Origin of the sequence: Microcoleus sp. B4-C1, assembly GCF_036705285.1 — a bacterium.
Taxonomy (GTDB): Bacteria; Cyanobacteriota; Cyanobacteriia; order Cyanobacteriales; family Microcoleaceae; genus Microcoleus.
In genome coordinates this window covers 1-19050 of sequence record NZ_JAUBUC010000026.1, presented here as the reverse complement: position 1 = coordinate 19050, position 19050 = coordinate 1, and the positions used below count along the sequence as shown (strand labels likewise).

Genomic DNA, 19050 nt, shown 5'->3' with positions numbered 1-19050 from the left:
TCCCCACAAGAACTTTATCAAATTTTAGTTCACAGTTTAAATGTCCAACAGCTTACGAAACAAAGGCACAAGGGGAAAGTCTACTTTTTGAGGGAGCCCCGACTTGGTAAAGAAATGTTAAGCTGCGTGGAAATGGAATCAACCTTTATAGCGTCGCACCTGTCTTTTCGCCCATGTCTTCAGAGAGCAAATTGCTGATTTCGCGCTGTTTCCTGGCTGGTTTGGGAACGCAGATGTTTATGTACCGCGAAGACCGGATTCCCCAAGAGAGTCCGGTGCTGGTGGTGAGCAATCACCGCAGTTTCTTAGATCCTGTGCTGCTGACGGCGGCTTTGGGTCGATCGATCCGCTTTGCTTGTCATCATTACATGGGTCAAGTTCCGGTGATGAGGGAAGTGGTCACGACTTTCGGCGCTTTCCCCTTGGAAGCACCAGAACACCGACAGCAGCATTTTTTCTCTCAAGCAACAGCGCTACTGCAAGGCGGGGAGATGGTGGGGGTGTTTCCAGAGGGTGCAGAACCGATGGTGAAGCTGACTGGCCCGAATACTGTGGGGAAGTTTCAGCGGGGATTTGCTCATTTGGCTTTGCGGGCGCCGGTGCGGGATTTGGCAGTTTTGCCGGTGGCGATTAGTTCCTTTGAGGAACAGTCAATACGATCGGGTGTACCGCTCAAGTTGTTGAGTTTGTTTGATCCTTCGGAACCGCTGTTCGATCGATCTGGGTGGCATCCTGTGATAATTTATCAGCGAGTTAATGTTTTAATCGGCCAGCCTTACTGGATTACTGTCGAGAGACAGCAGCAATATCGAGGCAAAAAAGCCAAAGCAGTTGTGGCTGAACTCACAAACCACTGTCAGGGAGAAATTGCCGAATTACTCCAACGAAATTGTTTGTAAGTTTGTTGACTGTTGACTGTTGACTGTGGGCTGGTGTCAGATTTCCAATCTAAAATCTAAAATCTAAAATCTAAAATCGCTTGACTTGAATCATGGCAAATGCTAACAACAAGATTCGTTTCCTAACCCCCAAACCGCCGAAACCCGATCGCCCTTTATTTGTATTTCTGCCCGGTATGGATGGCAGCGGTTTGCTACTGCGGCCGCAAATTTCTAAATTAGCAAATGATTTCGACATTCGCTGCTTAACGGTACCGGCTGACGACATGGCTAGTTGGGAGGTACTGGTTAGCGAAACAATTGCCTTAATTGAAGCAGAAAAGCAAGCCGGAAAGCCGAAGCGGCCGGTTTATCTCTGCGGCGAGTCATTTGGGGGCTGTTTAGCGATGAAAACTGTTTTAGAAGCTCCTCAATTGTGCGATCGATTAATTTTAGTCAATCCAGCTTCTTCGTTTCGACAGCAGCCTTGGGTGCAGTGGGGCTCGTATCTGACTCAGTGGCTGCCGGCCAACCTTTATCCGCTGTCGGTAATCGGTTTATTGCCGATATTAGCATCATTAGGAAAGATTGGGCGCGACGATCGCCGCGCTTTGCTAGAAGCGATGCAAGCGGTACCGCAAAACACGTCTGTGTGGAGATTGGCCTTAGTGCGATCGTTTAATGTTGACGAAAATCAGTTGCGTGGCATCAAACAGCCGACGCTAGTAATTGCTAGCGGTGCCGATCGGCTGCTGCCTTCTCTAGTAGAAGCGAAGCTTTTAGTCAAGGTAATTCCCAATGCTGAAATGGTGCTGCTGGCTAACAGCGGTCATGCTTGTTTGTTAGAAACAGATGTTAACCTTCATGGGATTATGCAAGCTCGCAATTTTTTGACAAAATCCGAAGAAAATCGGTCATTAGTCAGCAGTCAATAGTCAATAGTCATTGGGCATGGGGCATTGGGCATCTCCGAAAAACAATCTTATCGGCATCAGCAATTAGCAATTAAGTAGATGAGTGGGAAAATACATAAGTATGTCATAGCTGCATGAAACGAAGTGAAACGAAGCAATCGAAATGGTTCTGGCAGATTTACATTCCGTTACATAGCGAGGTTTCTTTGCGCCTACCTACTTAATACCTCTTGGATGTCGATGGTCAGGAACTGCAATAATAGCTTCAATTAAGTTCAGAGACTGTTGGCGAATTAAAAAAGGGTAATACCCCTCATAGGTAAAATGTAGATAGTGTAGGTTGGGTAGAGCGCGAGCGAAACCCAACTCTTTTAAAATAATGTGTTGGGTTTCGCTGACGCTCTACCCAACCTACTACATCTATGTGAGAAACACCGCGAGTGCTGGTTTTAGAGGTGAGGGGTGAAACCCTATGTGAATTCGCCAACAGTCTCTTAAGTTCATTAGCGATACACCGAGTTAGGATAGTATTTGCGATCGGGTCAGACCCGATCGCAAATACTATGATACATTTAAGTAGATGAGTGGGAAAATACATAAGTATCTCATTGTTCCTTAAACGTCGCAATTCGCTTACGGTTCTAGCAGCTTTATATTCGGTTACACAGCAAGGTTTATTTGCGCCTAGCTACTTATCCTCTGACAATAAATCCACCCTGCTTTACTACTCGTGAAACATACTTAGTCTGGTCAGATTCTGACTTTTTCAAGCCTAGGCCTTTAGATGTGCGCTTCCTGACGTAATTCTTTATTCCTGCGTCGCACGTACACGAACAGATCGACTAAACTCAGGCCTATTTCTTTGCATATTTACTACCTTTACCGGATATATACCCATTCTTTTGGATATACATTGTTCTTTAGGGCTAGCCCGTAAATCTTCTATTTTTACGTCTATTCCCCCCACCCTGTCGGTGATATAAAGCAATTTTAGGTTACCCACTAAGTTATCAGTTGTCTGGAAGCAAAGCGTTGTATTCCTCATATCTTTTGGCATTAAGTTCAATGTCTCTTGAGGACCGAGAGTCTTCTCTCCTAATAAAATCGTTTCTGCTAAGGCTGTACCGGCGAAACCAAAAGAGATTCCAACCGCAGCAATTAAAACTGCTGGTAATTTTTTGACAAAACTCATACGACAATACCTCGTTTGTTGAAATTTACGTTGATTGGTGGTTTTTTCTTCCCACATCTTTTAGACGTTTCCCGATCCCAATTTAGTAATTTTTCGAGTTACGAGGAAATTTTCTCCCCCAAAAATCCCCCCTCAACCCCTAGAACCCTTCCCCTTCTTACCTTTCAACCGCAGCAAACTTTTCTCAACTTCCCCACGCGCTGGATACAACAACTGCTGACTCAAAGCACTTTCATAAGCCTGTATCGCCCCCAACGGATCTTTCAACCCCACCAAGGCTCTCCCTAACCAGTAGTCAGCCATAGCCCCGTTAAACGCTCTCAATTCCTGACATCCCTCACCGGCAACTTTCCACCAGCGCTGACTAGCCCCAACATCCCCCAGCACCTGGTAACTCTCCGCCAGCCACAACGCCGTCGGCACGAATTGCAGAGAAATTCCCGCTGGTAACAACTTCCATCCTTTCTCCAACGCCTCCACCGCTTCTTGATGTTTAAGCGCCAAAGCCAACACCCGCCCATGACGAAACCAAGTATCAACTAACTGCGGCTGAAGTTTTGTGCCCTGCTCAGAAACACTACATCCTCGTTCAATCTCTTTGAAGTGTTCCACCAACACCCGCCCCGCAGTCGCCCAAACACTCCAACGTTCAGGAAATCGTTTCAGCATCTGTTCTACCACAAAACGCAATTCTTCCCAGCGTTTGGCTGCCGGTAAAATTTCACACAATACCTGATAAATTGCACAATTATGGGGATACAGTTGATAAGCATTCGCCATCATCTGTGCTGCTTTTTGATAGTCTCTCGTGTCGTATAAGCACCGGCCATAGTAATACCAACCATAAGGATAATTGGGGTGTTCGGTGGTAAACTCTGCTAACACCTCCACACCTTGCCGCCAATCTCCCCGGAAAATGTGATAATAGCCCAGAGAATTGTGAGCCTCAGCCCCATGAGGAGTTTGTAGCAGTAAAGAGGTAATCATCTTTTTCGTCAGTTTCCCCTCTTCACCAGAAACTAATCTCATCTGAAGACGTTGCTCAATTTGTCGTTGCAGTACCCTAAAATCATTCGGAAATAGAGCTATAAGCTTACTCAACTGCTCTGTTGCGGCGCTCATATCCCCCACCGCTAGCAGTGCATCATGGCTGTAAATCAACGCCACAACATCATCTGGGTTGATTGCCAAAATTGGCTCTACAGCACTGAGCACGCCAAGATGATTTTCTATCTGCTGATACACCTGTGCCAAAGCCAGCCGGTGAACGACTATTTCAGGTTCTAAATGAGTTGCTAAATTAAAGGCAATAATTGCTTGGTCACTCTCACCCCGACAAACTGCAATCAATCCCTTGATATGATGCTGAGTCGCTTCGTTTTCGTACCACGACAAGGCTTTTTCATAGACTTCTATTGCCTCTTTTTCTCGTTTCATTAGCTGCAATAGTTTCCCTAGTTGCAGCCGCACACCCATTAATTGCGCTTGTCGCTCAATCACTTGATGATATTCGGCAACGGCTTGCTGCCAGTCTCCCATCTGGTAAAGCAAATTAGCTAGTTCTAACCTTTTTTTCCATCCTTGGGGATATTTCTGAACATACTTACTTAAAGTGTTCAATTTCTGCTCTTGTCTAATTGGCTTTTCTTCTAAGAAAAAGTGAACATTCATCTCTAGCCCAGAGGATGGGCAGAACTGCACCAATGATGTGGCAAAGTGTCCAGACATAATTTAGACTGGCTATATATAAGGGGAAATAGAATAACTTACGTTGATCAGATTATGTCTTAGTTACTCAAACTAAACAAGCTATAAAAGATTAATTATTATCAAGGAAAATCAATGCGATCGCCTCAATCAATGGCTCTCTCGTAAACAAAAAGCGATATCTACGAGGGGCGTTGCCTACGCACTCCGAAAAAAAGCGATCGCGCCCTTCGTCGAGTGGGCAAGATCGCTTTTTCTTCAAGTTTTTGAACACTGAAATGGAGCAGCACTAAGTTGGTAGTTTTATTGCTTCTCTAAATATATTGTTTAGCTCATGGTAATTTTCTTGCTTCATCAAATATATTGTTTAGCTCATCGGAGTCCTTACGGTTGGCAGATTCCCATGTATCGTCTGCCCAAACTGTTAGCATTCTAAAACATAGCTTAACTGATAACACTTTTTGAGTGTTGCAGTAATCAAATAATCTTTTCTTCCTGTCTGCTGGATCCTTCCATATCTCGTCAAATGCTTTGAACGTGGCATATCCCCCAGGTACTTTACTCAGCATATCCCTGAACTGACCAGCAATTAAATAAGTATCTGGTGTTAAATTTAACTGCCTAGATGGAAGACTTTCAACAGGAAGTTTTACCGTGTCTGACTGAAACTTTTCAGAGGTAATCGAGTTGGTAGCAGCAAAACTGCTTATGGATGTAGATGACCACAGGAGACTTGCCACGAGTGCGATCTGGATTTTGTGGGATGTACTCATTTTTTGTTAAGAAAGATGTAACTAATGCCTGGACTCTAAGCGGTTTTATCTGACCGCTTATTTATTAGTTAGACGTTTTCCCACCCTAATTTGGGAATTTTTCGAGTTACGAGCAAATTTTCTCCCCCAAAATCCCCCCTCAACCCCTATAACCCTTGCTCCTCTTAGCGTTGAGCCGCTGCAATATCCTCTCAACTTCCCCAAAGGCGGGATAAACAACGGCTGACTCAACGCACTTTCATCTCCAGACTGGAACAGTAGTAGAGAGGTAGGAATGATGGGGTAAAGTTTCCAGACATAGTACGGTGACTTGATAGCTAATTTCTTCATCCTGGCTTTTTGGGGGAATTAGTGATTCCCAATTGCATTGGGGTTGAGACTTTTCTGGCAAAGGAATTACCAACTTTAAGGCGGGCGAGGAAGAATTTAGAGGAGTATCATCTTCACCGGCCAGATATTTGGTTAAATGCCTTCGCAGAAAACGTCCGGCTTTGCTCACGCATTTGCGGACGTTTTCTTCAGAGCATAGAAATAGCTTGGCAATATCTTGATAAGATTTATTTTGGTAGTGGTATAAGACAAAAGTATCGCGGATTCTGGGAGGCAAGGAGTCAATTTGGTGGTGGATATATGCCTCCAATTCTAGGTTCATAATATTAGGTTCAGTAAATCCTAAGTTAGAATAAAGTGCTGGATAATCTTCAAATTTAATCTCGTCTATGTTTTCAATTATTAGTGCATCTCGTTTCCGTTTTCGATGCAAATCTATGCAGAAGTTATAGAGAATTTTAGTTAACCAAGCTTTAGGATATTTAATTTGACTTCCATAGTTTTGCCATTCTGTCCAGGCTTTAAGCATTGCCTGACTCAATACTTCTTCGGCATCGAGTGGGTTTGAGTTCATCCACTTGAAACTGCAATGGGAAAGATAATCTTGATGCGCCTGCCATTCTTCCCAAAAAATTGTATTTTTATCTTCAGTTTCATCCCACAGGATTGATGCCGCCACTGATTGAGAAGATGACCTGATTTTTTGAGTTCTATGGCTATTGCTTTCCATTTACATTTACAGCAGATTCCACATTTATGAAGTACACCCGCCTATCGTGAGCTTCCCCGTAGGGATACTCCAAGATCCCAAGGAGTGTCAACTTAAGGTCAAACCCATAGTCCGGCGGGGGTTGAAACCCCCGCCTCAAAGCTAAAGTCCTCTAAAAGAGGACTGAAGAGAAGAATTTTCAACTCATTAGTCCTCTTTGAGAGGACTTTAGCTATTAGACAGGGGTTTCAACCCCTGGCGGACTCCGGGCCCACAGACGAACTTGGCGGGCTTTCAGGCTTAAGTTGACACCAATGGACACTGCCGTGTCCCTACAATTCACAAACCTCGAATACGCTGTATTTCAGCTTACACGGCTCCTCCTCTTCTTATCCCGAACTCAGGTTAATTAAGATTTAGCCATTTTTGAGCGTTAAGCCGCTGGACGACCCCAAACACCATGAGGTCTAGTGTTACCTTACGCTCATCTATCAAAAAAGGCTCTAAAGTGCTGGTTTTGGTATTATTTTCAGCGCAGGAAAACGCCCTTTGACTTTGAATATTTTCTTGAGGAAAATACAGGTTAAATTGGCGCTGACCTTCTTGGAATTTGCCAATTACCTGCCAGCAATCTCCGGCGGAACTCATGCCAGCAACTGGGAGTTTTTGCTTTGCCAAACTCACCTCTAAATCCTTAACGCCCTGCTTAGTCAAAGCAGTTTGCAAAGCGGGCAAATAATCTTGTTGAATAAATTCCGCAAAGGGCTTGTCTTCAACAGCAGGTGCTTTTTCCTTCTTAGCTTTAGCTGGGGGCTTGTCGCCTTCGGCCTTGGCTGGGGGCTTTTTAGCAGCCGCTGGAGGCTTGTCAGTGCTGGGTAAGTCGCTTGTGTCTGGTTCGTCGGAACTTGGGGCGTGATCGATCGCAGCACTGGGAGTTTCGGATTCGCCAGCGGTAGGATTTTTCGGTTCTTCTGACATTAACGCTTCCTGGTAAAAGTGATTGGGTAAGGAGTTGGGAGTTGAGCAAGCGGGCGATCGACTTTCTTGAGGGCACACATTTTATCGAAAACCAACCTGAGAGAATGGCTAGTCAAAAAAATTTGAACTCAAAACACTCTCACAGGGCGATCGTCCGCCAAGATCACAACTCCTTTGGTTATTCTAAATCTCAGCGACAGCTCGTTCAATCAAGCGGCGGGCGAGAGTTTGAACACCAGTGTGTTCGTAGTAGTTGGTAGTGATATCGAGGAATGCGCCCACGTAGTCCACCTTGTCGGCAGAAATGTCTACAAAATTCTGCAAGTGGCCGAGTACGTTTTGGGGAGTCAAACCTCGATCGCTCACAAAAGAGCTCATCCAGCCAGAAACCGAGTTAAAGCTTTCGCCGATAAAGCCGAGTTGACCTGCGGGAGAGCCCCCAGGAATCATGCCCCCGATCGACTGAAAGACCGAATTATCTTGCAAATCGTTCGGGGAGAGTCTCTGAATCCAAGACTGAGTTGCCATGATAAAGTCTGGGCCCAGGGGAATCAAACCATCAAAGCAAACCAAAGCAGCCATCCGCATCAGGGATTCGCCGCCGTAGTCGCCCAAGGAAGCGGCAAAATCGCCGATGCTGTCGCCGGGAATACCGTTGATTTGGCAAAAAGCGAGCAACTCAGTGACTAACTTCAGAGAAAGGTCGATCGTTTGAGCTTTTTCCGGCTTGGGAGTGAGATTGCCCAGAAGGGACAAAAACGGCACATTTTGGGAGACTTTGTTAGCGAGGGCGGCAGTACCCAAAGCCTTGTCGGCATTGTCAATAGTTTGGTAGAGCCAGAGAGCGCGCTGGTAGCCCTCAGATTTATCGTTGTACAGGTAGATGGCGCGCTCGCCAATTTGCTGGATCAGTTCTTCGTCAGTTTCGCCAGTAACGGTGCGAATGGTATTTTCAAAGCCAACTAAATTGTTCCACTCGCCGGGAACCACAAAGTCAAGCGCTCGCAGGGCTTTGACAGTCATGTTGTCTTGAGGCAGTTGATCGACTAATTCAAAGACTGTTTTGCTCACAAAAAACTCCTTATGCTGAAACGAAAATCAAAGGTATTACTTTTGGCAGATTGCAAAACTTCACAGTCTCATGGTGGCAGACTTAGTTCTGATAGCGCCAGACTTGAGTCGGGCGCGGAGTTGGAAAAAAGACATTGCTACTTGAGGCGGGCGAGGCCGCCCAGGTTAAATTTTGACAGCCAAGCTTCCCTATCGCTAGCGGTAAAAGAGGAAGTCCGGGATTGAACTTTCACCTGATAGCGATTTGCCACTAAAACAGCAGTGATATTAGCACCTTGATTAACTGCGGGATAGCCGCCTATTTTCTTGGTACTTTGCTGGAATTTTGCACCTGCGCTGGGGTTGCCGGCGATGTCGTTAATTGAGAGAACCGCGACATTTTTACCGTCTTTGTTCAACTTAGCTTCAGCAAAACCGGATTTTTCTTGAGCAAAAACGCGATCGAATCCACTCCCAGAAGACGGGAAGTATTTATTTAACTTACCGCCTGCAACTGCCTTTTTGGGCAGGTTTTGATTACTAGCAGTTGATTTGTCAGCAGTTGTCTGCTGTGCTTTACCAGCTTTTTGGGTGCTTTCCTCCTGGGCTTTGTCCCAGCGTGATGGGGCTTGGGTTTGGCCGCAGGCGGTCACCAGCAGCAGTACCGAGATCAGGAATGGAGCTAAGATGCGGCGTGCGGGGAAAAATTGCATCGCTGTCTCCTCATTAGTAGGTTTCCATAACAATTGTGGCTTAGAATTTGGCAATTTGTGTCCTCTGAGCGGATGATTTGTCTTCTTTGTAAAAAAATCCTCTGCCTGCAGGCGGAGGATTTTTTTGCAATTATGAGTTTTGAAGGAAGAAAACTGAAAGATTGCTCCACAGATAAATTCTGGGGATGGGAGTAAAGAAACTAAGTTTTCGGATAGCCAGCAATCTCAAAACAATTTTTGCTAATTTTCCCTAGATTTATCTAGAAATGTCAGAGCAATTGTTCGTCAATCGTCTTATTACTTCGGCTTTCCAACTTAGGTCTTACTTTAGAGGTAAGGATCAGGCGTCGCTTTCAATGTAGATAAACAACAAACCCATTACCACAACTGGCATCACCCAGGTAATTAGGGGAATCAAAATCCAAGGCAAGAAAGAGGCAGCGTAGGAACCTGTCATATCAAATTCTCCAAACTAAAGTTAGTGTGTTCCAACAGGGATATGTGGGAGTCGAGTCTAATTGTTGACTAAACCCCGGAAAATGGCATCAACGCCGTTAAAGTTTTCGAGTAAGAAGTAGGCAACAAAGACACCACCCATTCCACCAATGAAGAAACCACCGGTAAACTGGCTCCACCCTTCAGCATTTCTGAGGGCATCAGGGGTCATGGGATTAGCGCTAGGGTAGCTGGTGTTGTCTTGTTTGAAAGAGACTAAACCGTAAGCAGACATACCTAGTGTGCCAAGCAGAACTAAGACGAGGGCTGTATATAATCCTCCGAGATTAGCTGCTTCTGGATAATCCCGCAGGGGTCCGAAGACGATTTCGGGGCCGACGAGGAAATAACCGTGTGCCAAACCAATTTCTAGGCCTCGAATTAGGGGCGAGAGTCCTTTGCGGTAGACGGGCAAGTTCCCAATGAATGCTTTTGTGAAATCAGAAGCACTGATGGGAGTTGCGAGATGACCCGTGAAGGGGTCGCCGTTAAAGGGTTTAATCAGCTCTGCATCTCTGGGATCGGCCATATTCTCTTTTTCCTCGCTGTGCGTAAAAGTTGAGGCGTTCAAGTCATATTTTACGCAGGGACGTGTTTCCTATTTGCATAATTGGCAGCGAGCTTTAGAAAAGTTCACTATTCTTTAGTTTTTGGAAGAATTTTTCTTTTGCCTCTTATACCAGAAAGCGAGTCGATCGGGCGACACTCCCAGGAAATAAGCGATGATTACTATTTGATTAATGGCGGTGGTGTGGATCACCCCAAGCTGCTGCCAGCGACGGGCGGAGGTCAGCACTGGCTGGGGTACTATTTCAATGCGACCTTGTTTTTTCAATCGGCGCACGAATTCAAAGTCTTCCATGAGGGGCAAGTCGGGAAAACCGCCGATTTGGTCAAAAGTAGCTGCGTTGAGGAAAATGGCTTGATCGCCGTAGGGCAGTTGCAGAAAGTTCGATCGCCACTTTACCCCTGTTTCTACCAGCCGGAGGCTGAGACTGCGGGCGTCAATCTGGAGTTGAAAGGCCCCCGCTACAGCAGACGGGTTAGCTAGTACCCGACGCGCGCTATCGTCGTACCCGCGAGGCAACAGAGTGTCTGCGTGGAGAAACAGCAGGATATCTCCAGCAGCAGCGGCGGCACCTGCATTCATTTGAGTGGCGCGGCCTGGGGCGGTGGAGATAACTCGGACGCCAAAAGATTTTGCTATATCTGTAGTACCGTCGCTGCTGCCACCGTCAGCGACAATTATTTCGACATTTTGGGCCTCAAGGGCGGTGGAGATGACTGAGGCTATTGTAGGTGCTTCGTTTAAGACTGGAATGATAATGGAAATTTTGAGATTGGGATTTTCTGGCGACATACAGACTTAAGCAACCCGTGAGAGAGAGGGCGGGTTTTGTACAAAGCTGATTTTGCCCATTTCTGACCCCAGGCTCGCCCCTACATTTTGCCTTAAGGTGGGAGAGTTTGGTAAAAAACCAAGCTATTAGTTGCTCATTTTTTACACCTCGCCCGCGCCTACATTGGGCTTTCATCTGGCGGGGCGGGTTTTGTACAAAGCGGAGCTGTTAGTTGCTAATTTAGTTGGGAATTTTTGGCTTTTTCTCGCGCCTGGGACTATTGTCCCAAGCGCTGTCTAACTGCTACTGAGATTCAGCATTTGGTTAGACAAATACAATTACTATATTATGACCTTCTGGTTTCACAATCAAGTAGTTTTCTCTAATTATATATGACAATTTTTAATACTTAAAACTTATTAAATAGAGTTTAGTTATTTCAACATATTAATATCTAAACCGAGGAGGTCTTCTGGTCGATCGATATCTGCAAGAGTGGGAAGATAAGCAATATTGAGAGCGAGCTTTTGGGCGATCGCCCGCGTACAAGCAAATACTTCACTGGTTCCCCACTGAATGCCACCGAACAATTCCGGTATCGATCGCCGCAGCCCGATAAGATAATAACCTCCGTCTTTGGCCGGGCCCAAAACTAAATCGTGCTGGCTCAATTCCTCAAAAGCTTGTGCCATGATTTCTGCTTTCAAACCAGGACAATCAGTGCCGATAATTGCTGTTTTATCAACCCCTGAATTAAAAGAGTTTTGAAACGCTGCTGTCATTCTCGTACCCAAATCCCCGTCTATTTGATTTTTACAAAAAATATCACTTCCCAACCACTCTTGCATCAGTTGTTGGCTGCCGCCGGCTCGGTGAATTTCTACCGATAATCGGCGGGTTTTTTCGAGAGAGAGAGCGCAGGCGATCGTCCGTTGGGCCATCAAACGGTGGAGGTTAGCAGCGCCTGTTTTTCCCAGCACCGGAATTAGTCGAGTTTTGGTTGTTCCCGGTTCGGGATAGCGGGTGAAAACAATCAGTTTTTCCGACATCATTTATTGTTCATGAGTTTTAAAGGCAGGCACCGCAGAGGAAAAGAAGAGAAAGAGTGGACAACTGATTCACAGATTGCCGATCGATCTTGGTGGGTTAGGCCAGGACTTAATTTAATCGCCGCGCCCAACCCAGCATACAATGTATTTACTGAAAAATAGCCAGGGGTTAGCTCATTTCTAGCATTCGCTGGATGGGCTGCAAAGCTGCTAGTTGAATATCTAGGGGCATGGTAATTTCAGGGGTTTGATTTTTCAGAGCTAGATACAATTTTTCCAAGGTATTTAATCTCATGTGCGGGCATTCGTTGCAAGCGCACTTATTATTGGTTGAAGGAGCGGGAATAAAGCGTTTGTGCGGAGCTTGCTTTTGCATTTGGTGAATGATTCCCGGTTCAGTTGCGACAATAAAAGCTTGGCTGGAACTAGCTTGAGAATATTTGAGCAAAGCCGTGGTGGAGCCGATGTAATTAGCGTGGCGCAGCACGGGAGGTTCGCATTCTGGGTGGGCAATTATTTCGGCTTCGGGATTTTCGATTTTGAGTTGAACAATCTTTTTTTCTGAGAAGTTTTCGTGGACGATGCAAGCTCCTTGCCAAATCTCCATGTTTCTGCCTGTTTGTTCCATGACGTAGCGGCCGAGATTGCGATCTGGCCCAAAAATTATCGGCTGATTTTCGGGAATTTGGTTGACAATTTTAACCGCGTTAGAACTGGTGCAAATTATATCGCTCATTGCCTTAATTGCGGCGGTACAATTAATGTAGGAAATTACCAAATGTCCTGGTCGAGCCGCTTTGAAAGCTGCAAAGGCTTCGGGAGGGCAACTGTCGGCGAGGGAACACCCAGCATTTAAGTCTGGCAACAATACTAATTTGTCGGGATTGAGAATTTTTGCAGTTTCGGCCATGAAATGAACTCCGGCAAAAACTATGACATCGGCGCTGGTGTTGGCGGCTTTGCGGGCAAGTTCTAGGGAGTCGCCAATGAAGTCTGCGATGTCTTGAATCTCGGAGTCTTGGTAATAGTGGGCGAGAATGACGGCGTTTAATTCTTGTTTGAGGGCGTTAATGGCTGCAAACAAGTCGTCGGGCAGTCGGGTTTGAGTAAAGTTCGGAGCAGGTGCGGTGGTAAACACAGTTAGAATATTCCGGGGAAGGTGCGGGCTGGACTCAAGTGTATTTTGAATTATAGTTGAATTCACCAAAAACGGTGGGCAGTTGGGCCAGAGGTAGAAAATTTGCCATAGGTTAACCGACTGACTGGCAGTGGGAGCAAGATTTTGCGCTCCAAGAGTGGACTCAGCTAAGTTTTTACCTGACTCTAATTAGACTGAAAGCTTGATCCAGCAAGATATTCACAGGTAAATGACTACCTTGAGCCACGAGTATTTTGAGTAGCCTCTATTGACATCCTTTGTTTACATCGTTTAATGTAATCACTACACGATGTAAAGTGTTGGGTTTTATACATCTATGTACTTTGAAGACGATCGCCAGTGGCAGGGAACTGCTGAGTTTCTGACAAAAGAACTAAAACGACGGATTGAGCAGCTTGGGCTATCTGTGGAACCACCAGCCTTACGAACTGTGCGATCGTGGAGATCCAAGCAACTCCTGTCACAGCCGAAAGGTCAAGAATTTCGGTTTCGGCAGATTTTAGAAGGACTGGCAACAGCACTTTTGCTCAAGAAAGGCTGGACACTGGCCGCGATCGCTCAAGTTTTACCCTCATTCCCCGACGCAACATTGGAGCAACAAATTCTTGCCGAGACTGATGGTCAAGACCCAACCTGGTTGCCACAAATGCAAACAACGACATTGCCATTACCTACAGGACACGCCAGCACGATCGATCTCGCTGAAGATACTGTTATATTGCTAGCCCAGGGAATTCTGCGACAGTACACAAGAATTCTCAATCGAGACATCGTTCGCCAAGACGATGATAGTATGCCATCGGAACTTTATCGGGCTATGTGCAAGTTAGGCAGGCTATATATCGAATCTGGACAAAGCGATCGCGCGGCTTGCGTGCATACGGTTTTGGAACGTGCTAGATATCCCCTCAATAAGTGGGAATTAGATATTTTTTGTCACGCCGATTTTGACTCTGGTAAAGTAATTCTCATCGATCCAGACTTGCGAGTACCAACCCAAGATTGTGCAGTAATTGCCAACAGTAAAGGTACTTTTGGCGAAGATAATATCATCGAACACCGCCTGTACCAACGGTTGCGCGACGCAACTGAACGATTGGGAATTCGCCGCCAGCACAAAGCTTATACGGCTTTGCGATCGCTATTTGGCAGCCGATCGCTCATCGGAGAACACCAACTCTTAGACTACTTACGTGACAACGATTTAACGCCTTTACAGGGAATGATTGTTGACACCTTTTTTGATAGCGTGCCGGATGTCTGGTTAATTGACGGAAACGCTCATCGCTGCGCGTATTGCGGTACGCTGATGCGCCCCTATCCCAATAAAGAACTTTTTTCCGATGGGCGATGTCCGATTCGCCAATGCCTCGGTCACAACTCCTCAAAAGCCAAAGTTTCGGAGAAATTAGACCCAAACCAAGACCGATTGCTGATTGCCCAACCGCAAATTTTAACCTATTGGACTGGGCCGGCGATCGACGAATTAGCAATTTTTGATGCAGCCATAAAAAACGGACTAGATGCCGAACTTTACCCAGAATCAGACCTGTGCGACGTAGCAATTAACGGTCGCAATATCGGCATTGATGCTAAGTCATACACCAGTCCTGTCTCCCTTGCTTTGCGCCTCAACCGCACTGGCATCGGAGGGCTGATTCACTACCGCCGCCGCATTATTGCCGTCAGCGACCAATTAATTGAGGAGCGGCCAGATTACCTCTCTACTTTTCAGTCAGCGATCGATAAAAAAGGCGATCCTGCTACTCTCGAAATTCTGTCTGTTTCACAAGTCATACAGTTGTTAAAGACAATCAAATATGAGAATTAAACCAGATTTCTGGACGGGAATAGATCGCATTTGCTGGCTGTGTGTCTTGATGGCAGAATTTATTGAGACTAATTCCCTAGAATATGCCCCTTTAACGATATCGGGAATGGCGAGTATCATCAATGCACCCGCGTTGGCAAAAGCCCGCCAAGCCATTTTCAATATGCGCCTGATGTCGCTGGCTTACGTGACAGAACAGTCAGTGAAACACGCAGTTGCTATTTATAACGATCGCCACTACCGCAACAAAACTCAAGGAACCTATAAAATTAACTTAGAAACACTTCATTTTGAACGCACAGACCCCCTAGAAGACCCTTTAATTGCCCAAGCCCGTCAAATTCTGGGCCAGCCTTTGGCACACCAATTTTACAGCGCCACCTTTGCCGATCCCCGCCAGCAAATGGCCGTTGCTTTAGGTGAAGAAACAACAGCCGCGAGAGTGCCAATTGGGCCGATCGCAGCCCCACTTGCGCCGCGCCGCACCCATTCCCTCGATCGCTTGCCGAAAGCAAAAATCCGCATTCCCCTTTCGGAACTGTACGAGTTAGCAGTTGAGATGGATGAACGCGAAGCAAATCACCCTGAAAAAAGACAGGGTAACTGGGTAAAACGGTTTCAACATTTTGCGCTTCAAGTGCCAGAAATTGGCAAGGGCTTGCGAGAAGAAACAGTCATCGAATTAGCAGGCATCAAGCATTTAATTGGACTGCCAGGATCGGGCAAAACAACTTTGCTCGTATTGATAGCTGTCTGGTTGGGAAAACACGGTTATAAAGCGATGTTTGTGTTTCCCTCCATTGAAGTTGCCAGACAGTACATGGCAGAACTTGCATTTCATGAAATTAAAGTGGGAATGCTAGTCGGTCAAAGCGATGGAACTCGCCGCCGACACGCTAACAATATTGCCGATGCGATCGCAGCATCAGGAGGAAATGGCGGCTTTGGCTATAGTTTGGAACAGGCAGAAGTTTTTGGCTTAAATTGCGTTTTACCTGCGTTTTCTACTGCTGATACTTCGATGTGGGGATTTGGTTATGCACCCTGCAACGAAATTTTACAAAGCGCGGGCAAAAAAGGGCAAATGAAAAAGTATCTTTGTCCGGTTTGGACGATGTGCGGCCGCCACAAAGCACCCCGCGATTTGCTAGATGCGGATATTTGGGTCGGCCACGTTCTTTCAATGGATACTGAAGTTCCACCTCATGCTATTCGCGAGCGCATTCGTTATTTTGAATTAATTGCCCGGACATTCGATGTCGTAGTTTTTGACGAAGCAGATATGGTGCAATCAAATCTGGATGCTTACGGTGCAGCAACTTTAAAACTTTCAGGTGCGGCAGATTCTATCCATTTAGTCATTCAAGAACAAATTCACAATCGTTTTGCTCGTGGCGAAAATTATCGATTGTTCGATCGAGATGTAGAACTTTATAGCCGCGACCTAGCAGAATTTGGCAATCACAACACATCGTTAATTACTGCCGTTCAAAATATGCCCTTATCGCCAGTCGGCAAACGCTATGAGAATCAGTTATTAACCGTTCTGAGAATAGTCAGCGATTTGTTGGATGGCTATGAGAAAACTTCTAAACGCGATCGCCTTGACGAAGAGGAAGTCAAACAGGGATTTAGCAAAAGTCGAGCCTTGAAAGAATTCTGGGAAACGGCTGCTTACCATGCTTTTTACGATCGCACGGGCATTGAACCGCACGATCGGCTAAACATGGATCTGTGCGCTCAAAGGCTGGGAATAAACGCCGACACGCTCAAACAGCAATGGGAAACTCAAATTCTTTATTTTCGTCGTTATTTAGCGGAGAATCTGATCGAACGGCGCGATAAAATAGTCAAAGAAATTGCCGAATTGTTTTTGCCTTTGTGTTTTAAGGATGCCACTGCATCAGGCGAAGCTCAGGATACGATTACCTTACTTGTTTGCGTTACTTTTGTGATTTTAGGCTATCAGCGTATCGTACCGCAAACTAGAACAATGGTAGCAGAAGGACTGCTTCGGGAACCGATTGTCGAATCAACGGCAACACCCGAACTGCGACAACTGATTCCTGAGAATATTTTGGGGTCTTTTTCGGGCGTGAAATACAGTTGTGAATCGGCACAAACTACTCGCTCTCAAGCCCGAAATGTGGAACTGTCTTATATTATTTTTGTGGGCGCGCCTCGGATGTTAATGCACCGTTTTCATCAGTTATTTGAGGCAGATGCCCAACTGACAGGGCCGGCGGTTTTAATGACTTCAGCTACCTCATTTCTCGAAGCAAGTCCTGCTTATCACATTAATTCTGGACCGGATTATCTCCTGAAACCGCGCCAAACCGAACACGATCCCAAAAAGAGCATTTACCGCTTCAAATGGCTGCCCGATCACGAACGGGGCGATGAACCTCTCCGATATAGCGGTGCAGGCGAATTGCGCGATCGTAATTTAAAAAAAATGGTAGACGCGCTGGTGCGGGGAGGAACCAAGAAATCTGAAATTTACAAATCCATCCTCAACTTTGACGTGCAACATGGTATTTACCGCAAAGCTGCCTTAATTGTTAACAGCTACGAACAAGCTCGGAACGTTAAGAATTTTATCAACGATTACCATCCAGAAATCGGCAAAAGAACCAAAGCAGTTGTTAATTTTCTCAAAAACGGAGAGCAACCCACTGATTTCGTTACCACGGCTCAGTGCGAGGCTTTAGGAGATGATGAAACTTGCGATATTATCATTTTTCCCATGTTGGCAATTGGTAGAGGCGTGAATATTGTTTTCACCAAAGGAGATAGGAAACTCGATGCAGCCATTGGTACAATTTATTTCCTCACCCGTCCCCATCCCACGACTGACGATACGCAACTTTTGTACAGTCTAGCCGGAAAAGCTACCCAAGAATTTGACAGTCGAGTTTTTACTGAATCAGAAGACTTGCCAGCAATTTATAATACTTGGAAACAGTCCCGAAAACAACTCTGGAAAACGGCTAATCGGCTGTTACGCGAACCTCTCATGGCTAGCCGTTTGGGTGAAGATTTATTTAAACCGTTTACGGCCAATCAGATGGTTGGGATTTTGCAAACTATCGGGCGCGGGATGCGAAATGGGTGTCCGGTACAAGTTTACTTTGTCGATGCAGCTTGGGCAATTAAATCTACTCAAAATGAACCTGACTCCGGGCGGGACAGTATGCTAGTTCAGATGCGAATTATTTTAGAAGAATGCGTCAAGCATCCCGATCCAGTGATTCGAGAAATTTATCAAGAACTTTACGGTGCATTTCTGGATCCCCTGCGGCGCATTAATGGCATAGTTTACCCGGAAAGTTTACGCGATTCAGAAGGTTTGACAGAGGAAGAAGACGATTTTAATGATTTTTCGCCTTTATTGGAGATGTAAGCATGAACGACGAAATTTTGGACGAAATTGAATTCGATCGCGACGCTGAAGCAAAGGAAACTAATATTACTGGAGATGAAACCATGAACTCTGAAATGTTTGATGAAATTGAATCATATGATGGCGAAGAAACAGAAGCACCTGTGCTTTCAGACACTCTTTACGTTCCTCTTGCAAATAAGAGTCTGAAAGAAATTACCCTAGCTTTTACCGTGCCAGATAATATCGAGCCCGTAATAGTCAAAGGCTTGACGTTAGCTTGGACGCAAGCTGCTTTGCACGAGCTTTCAGCCATCCAAAAAGCTACTGCTAAGGGCGATTCAGCTAGTAAAAATCTCCCTTATTGCTCGCTGCTAGGTTTGTTAGAATTGGGAATTGACAGCGCAGCACGGATTCAGTCGAATGTAGGTTTGAGTAAGTCTCATTTGAATTCCAAAATCGAAAAATCTCCCCAGGGTAAACGCATCTAAATTAATTTGACAAACACCTAAATTTGTGCATTACTAAATAACTAAAAAAAACTTTTAAA

17 protein-coding genes are annotated in these 19050 nt (G+C 45.6%); 5 read left to right on the top strand and 12 right to left on the bottom strand.

The window, feature by feature from the left end:
• Positions 1 to 173: 173 nt before the first annotated feature.
• Together QUB26_RS12925 and QUB26_RS12920 are read left to right on the top strand one after the other, a co-directional pair.
• The gene (locus QUB26_RS12925; RefSeq protein WP_333242023.1) at positions 174 to 899 is read left to right on the top strand and encodes a lysophospholipid acyltransferase family protein; all 726 of its coding nucleotides are present in this window, start codon (positions 174 to 176) and stop codon (positions 897 to 899) included.
• Positions 900 to 991: 92 nt separating this feature from the next.
• A complete protein-coding gene (locus QUB26_RS12920) occupies positions 992 to 1813 on the top strand; it encodes an alpha/beta hydrolase (protein WP_333242025.1) in 822 nt (273 codons plus the stop codon).
• 787 nt (positions 1814 to 2600) lie between these two features.
• On the opposite strand, the gene QUB26_RS12915 is transcribed toward QUB26_RS12920, so the two are convergent.
• The 12 genes from QUB26_RS12915 to nadA form a co-directional block, all read right to left on the bottom strand.
• A complete protein-coding gene (locus QUB26_RS12915; protein WP_333318286.1) occupies positions 2601 to 3041 on the bottom strand; it encodes a hypothetical protein in 441 nt (146 codons plus the stop codon).
• Positions 3042 to 3116: 75 nt separating this feature from the next.
• A complete protein-coding gene (locus tag QUB26_RS12910; protein ID WP_333318284.1) occupies positions 3117 to 4712 on the bottom strand; it encodes a tetratricopeptide repeat protein in 1596 nt (531 codons plus the stop codon).
• A 311-nt stretch (positions 4713 to 5023) separates the two neighbouring features.
• The gene (locus QUB26_RS12905) at positions 5024 to 5464 is read right to left on the bottom strand and encodes a hypothetical protein (protein ID WP_333302568.1); all 441 of its coding nucleotides are present in this window, start codon (positions 5462 to 5464) and stop codon (positions 5024 to 5026) included.
• 238 nt (positions 5465 to 5702) lie between these two features.
• Positions 5703 to 6524, bottom strand: coding sequence for an RNA polymerase sigma factor (locus QUB26_RS12900; RefSeq protein ID WP_333242034.1), 822 nt, complete (start codon positions 6522 to 6524; stop codon positions 5703 to 5705).
• A 384-nt stretch (positions 6525 to 6908) separates the two neighbouring features.
• Positions 6909 to 7481, bottom strand: coding sequence for a DUF2996 domain-containing protein (locus QUB26_RS12895; protein WP_333212670.1), 573 nt, complete (start codon positions 7479 to 7481; stop codon positions 6909 to 6911).
• A gap of 183 nt (positions 7482 to 7664) precedes the next feature.
• Positions 7665 to 8552: a hypothetical protein gene (locus QUB26_RS12890; protein WP_333242036.1), complete on the bottom strand. Its 888-nt coding sequence runs from the start codon at positions 8550 to 8552 to the stop codon at positions 7665 to 7667.
• Between the two features lie 137 nt (positions 8553 to 8689).
• Positions 8690 to 9244, bottom strand: coding sequence for a hypothetical protein (locus QUB26_RS12885; RefSeq protein ID WP_333242052.1), 555 nt, complete (start codon positions 9242 to 9244; stop codon positions 8690 to 8692).
• Between the two features lie 340 nt (positions 9245 to 9584).
• Positions 9585 to 9701: a photosystem I reaction center subunit VIII gene (locus QUB26_RS12880; protein ID WP_333042098.1), complete on the bottom strand. Its 117-nt coding sequence runs from the start codon at positions 9699 to 9701 to the stop codon at positions 9585 to 9587.
• Positions 9702 to 9758: 57 nt separating this feature from the next.
• Positions 9759 to 10268, bottom strand: coding sequence for a photosystem I reaction center protein subunit XI (locus QUB26_RS12875; protein ID WP_333081456.1), 510 nt, complete (start codon positions 10266 to 10268; stop codon positions 9759 to 9761).
• Positions 10269 to 10382: 114 nt separating this feature from the next.
• The gene (locus QUB26_RS12870; protein WP_333242038.1) at positions 10383 to 11099 is read right to left on the bottom strand and encodes a TIGR04283 family arsenosugar biosynthesis glycosyltransferase; all 717 of its coding nucleotides are present in this window, start codon (positions 11097 to 11099) and stop codon (positions 10383 to 10385) included.
• A gap of 414 nt (positions 11100 to 11513) precedes the next feature.
• Entirely contained in the window at positions 11514 to 12131 is a 618-nt protein-coding gene (locus QUB26_RS12865) for a TIGR04282 family arsenosugar biosynthesis glycosyltransferase (RefSeq protein ID WP_333318282.1), read from the bottom strand.
• A 166-nt stretch (positions 12132 to 12297) separates the two neighbouring features.
• Positions 12298 to 13266: a quinolinate synthase NadA gene (gene nadA / locus QUB26_RS12860; protein ID WP_333318280.1), complete on the bottom strand. Its 969-nt coding sequence runs from the start codon at positions 13264 to 13266 to the stop codon at positions 12298 to 12300.
• 337 nt (positions 13267 to 13603) lie between these two features.
• Here nadA and QUB26_RS12855 point away from each other — a divergent pair, with 337 nt between their 5' ends.
• Genes QUB26_RS12855 through QUB26_RS12845 form a run of 3 tightly spaced genes read left to right on the top strand, consistent with a single transcriptional unit; the run spans position 13604 to position 18991 of the window.
• A complete protein-coding gene (locus QUB26_RS12855; RefSeq protein WP_333318278.1) occupies positions 13604 to 15118 on the top strand; it encodes a restriction endonuclease-related protein in 1515 nt (504 codons plus the stop codon).
• Entirely contained in the window at positions 15108 to 18521 is a 3414-nt protein-coding gene (locus tag QUB26_RS12850; RefSeq protein ID WP_333318276.1) for a pPIWI_RE_Z domain-containing protein, read from the top strand. The genes QUB26_RS12855 and QUB26_RS12850 overlap by 11 nt, the downstream gene beginning before the upstream one ends.
• A gap of 2 nt (positions 18522 to 18523) precedes the next feature.
• Positions 18524 to 18991: a hypothetical protein gene (locus QUB26_RS12845; RefSeq protein ID WP_333318274.1), complete on the top strand. Its 468-nt coding sequence runs from the start codon at positions 18524 to 18526 to the stop codon at positions 18989 to 18991.
• The last annotated feature ends 59 nt before the right edge of the window (positions 18992 to 19050 follow it).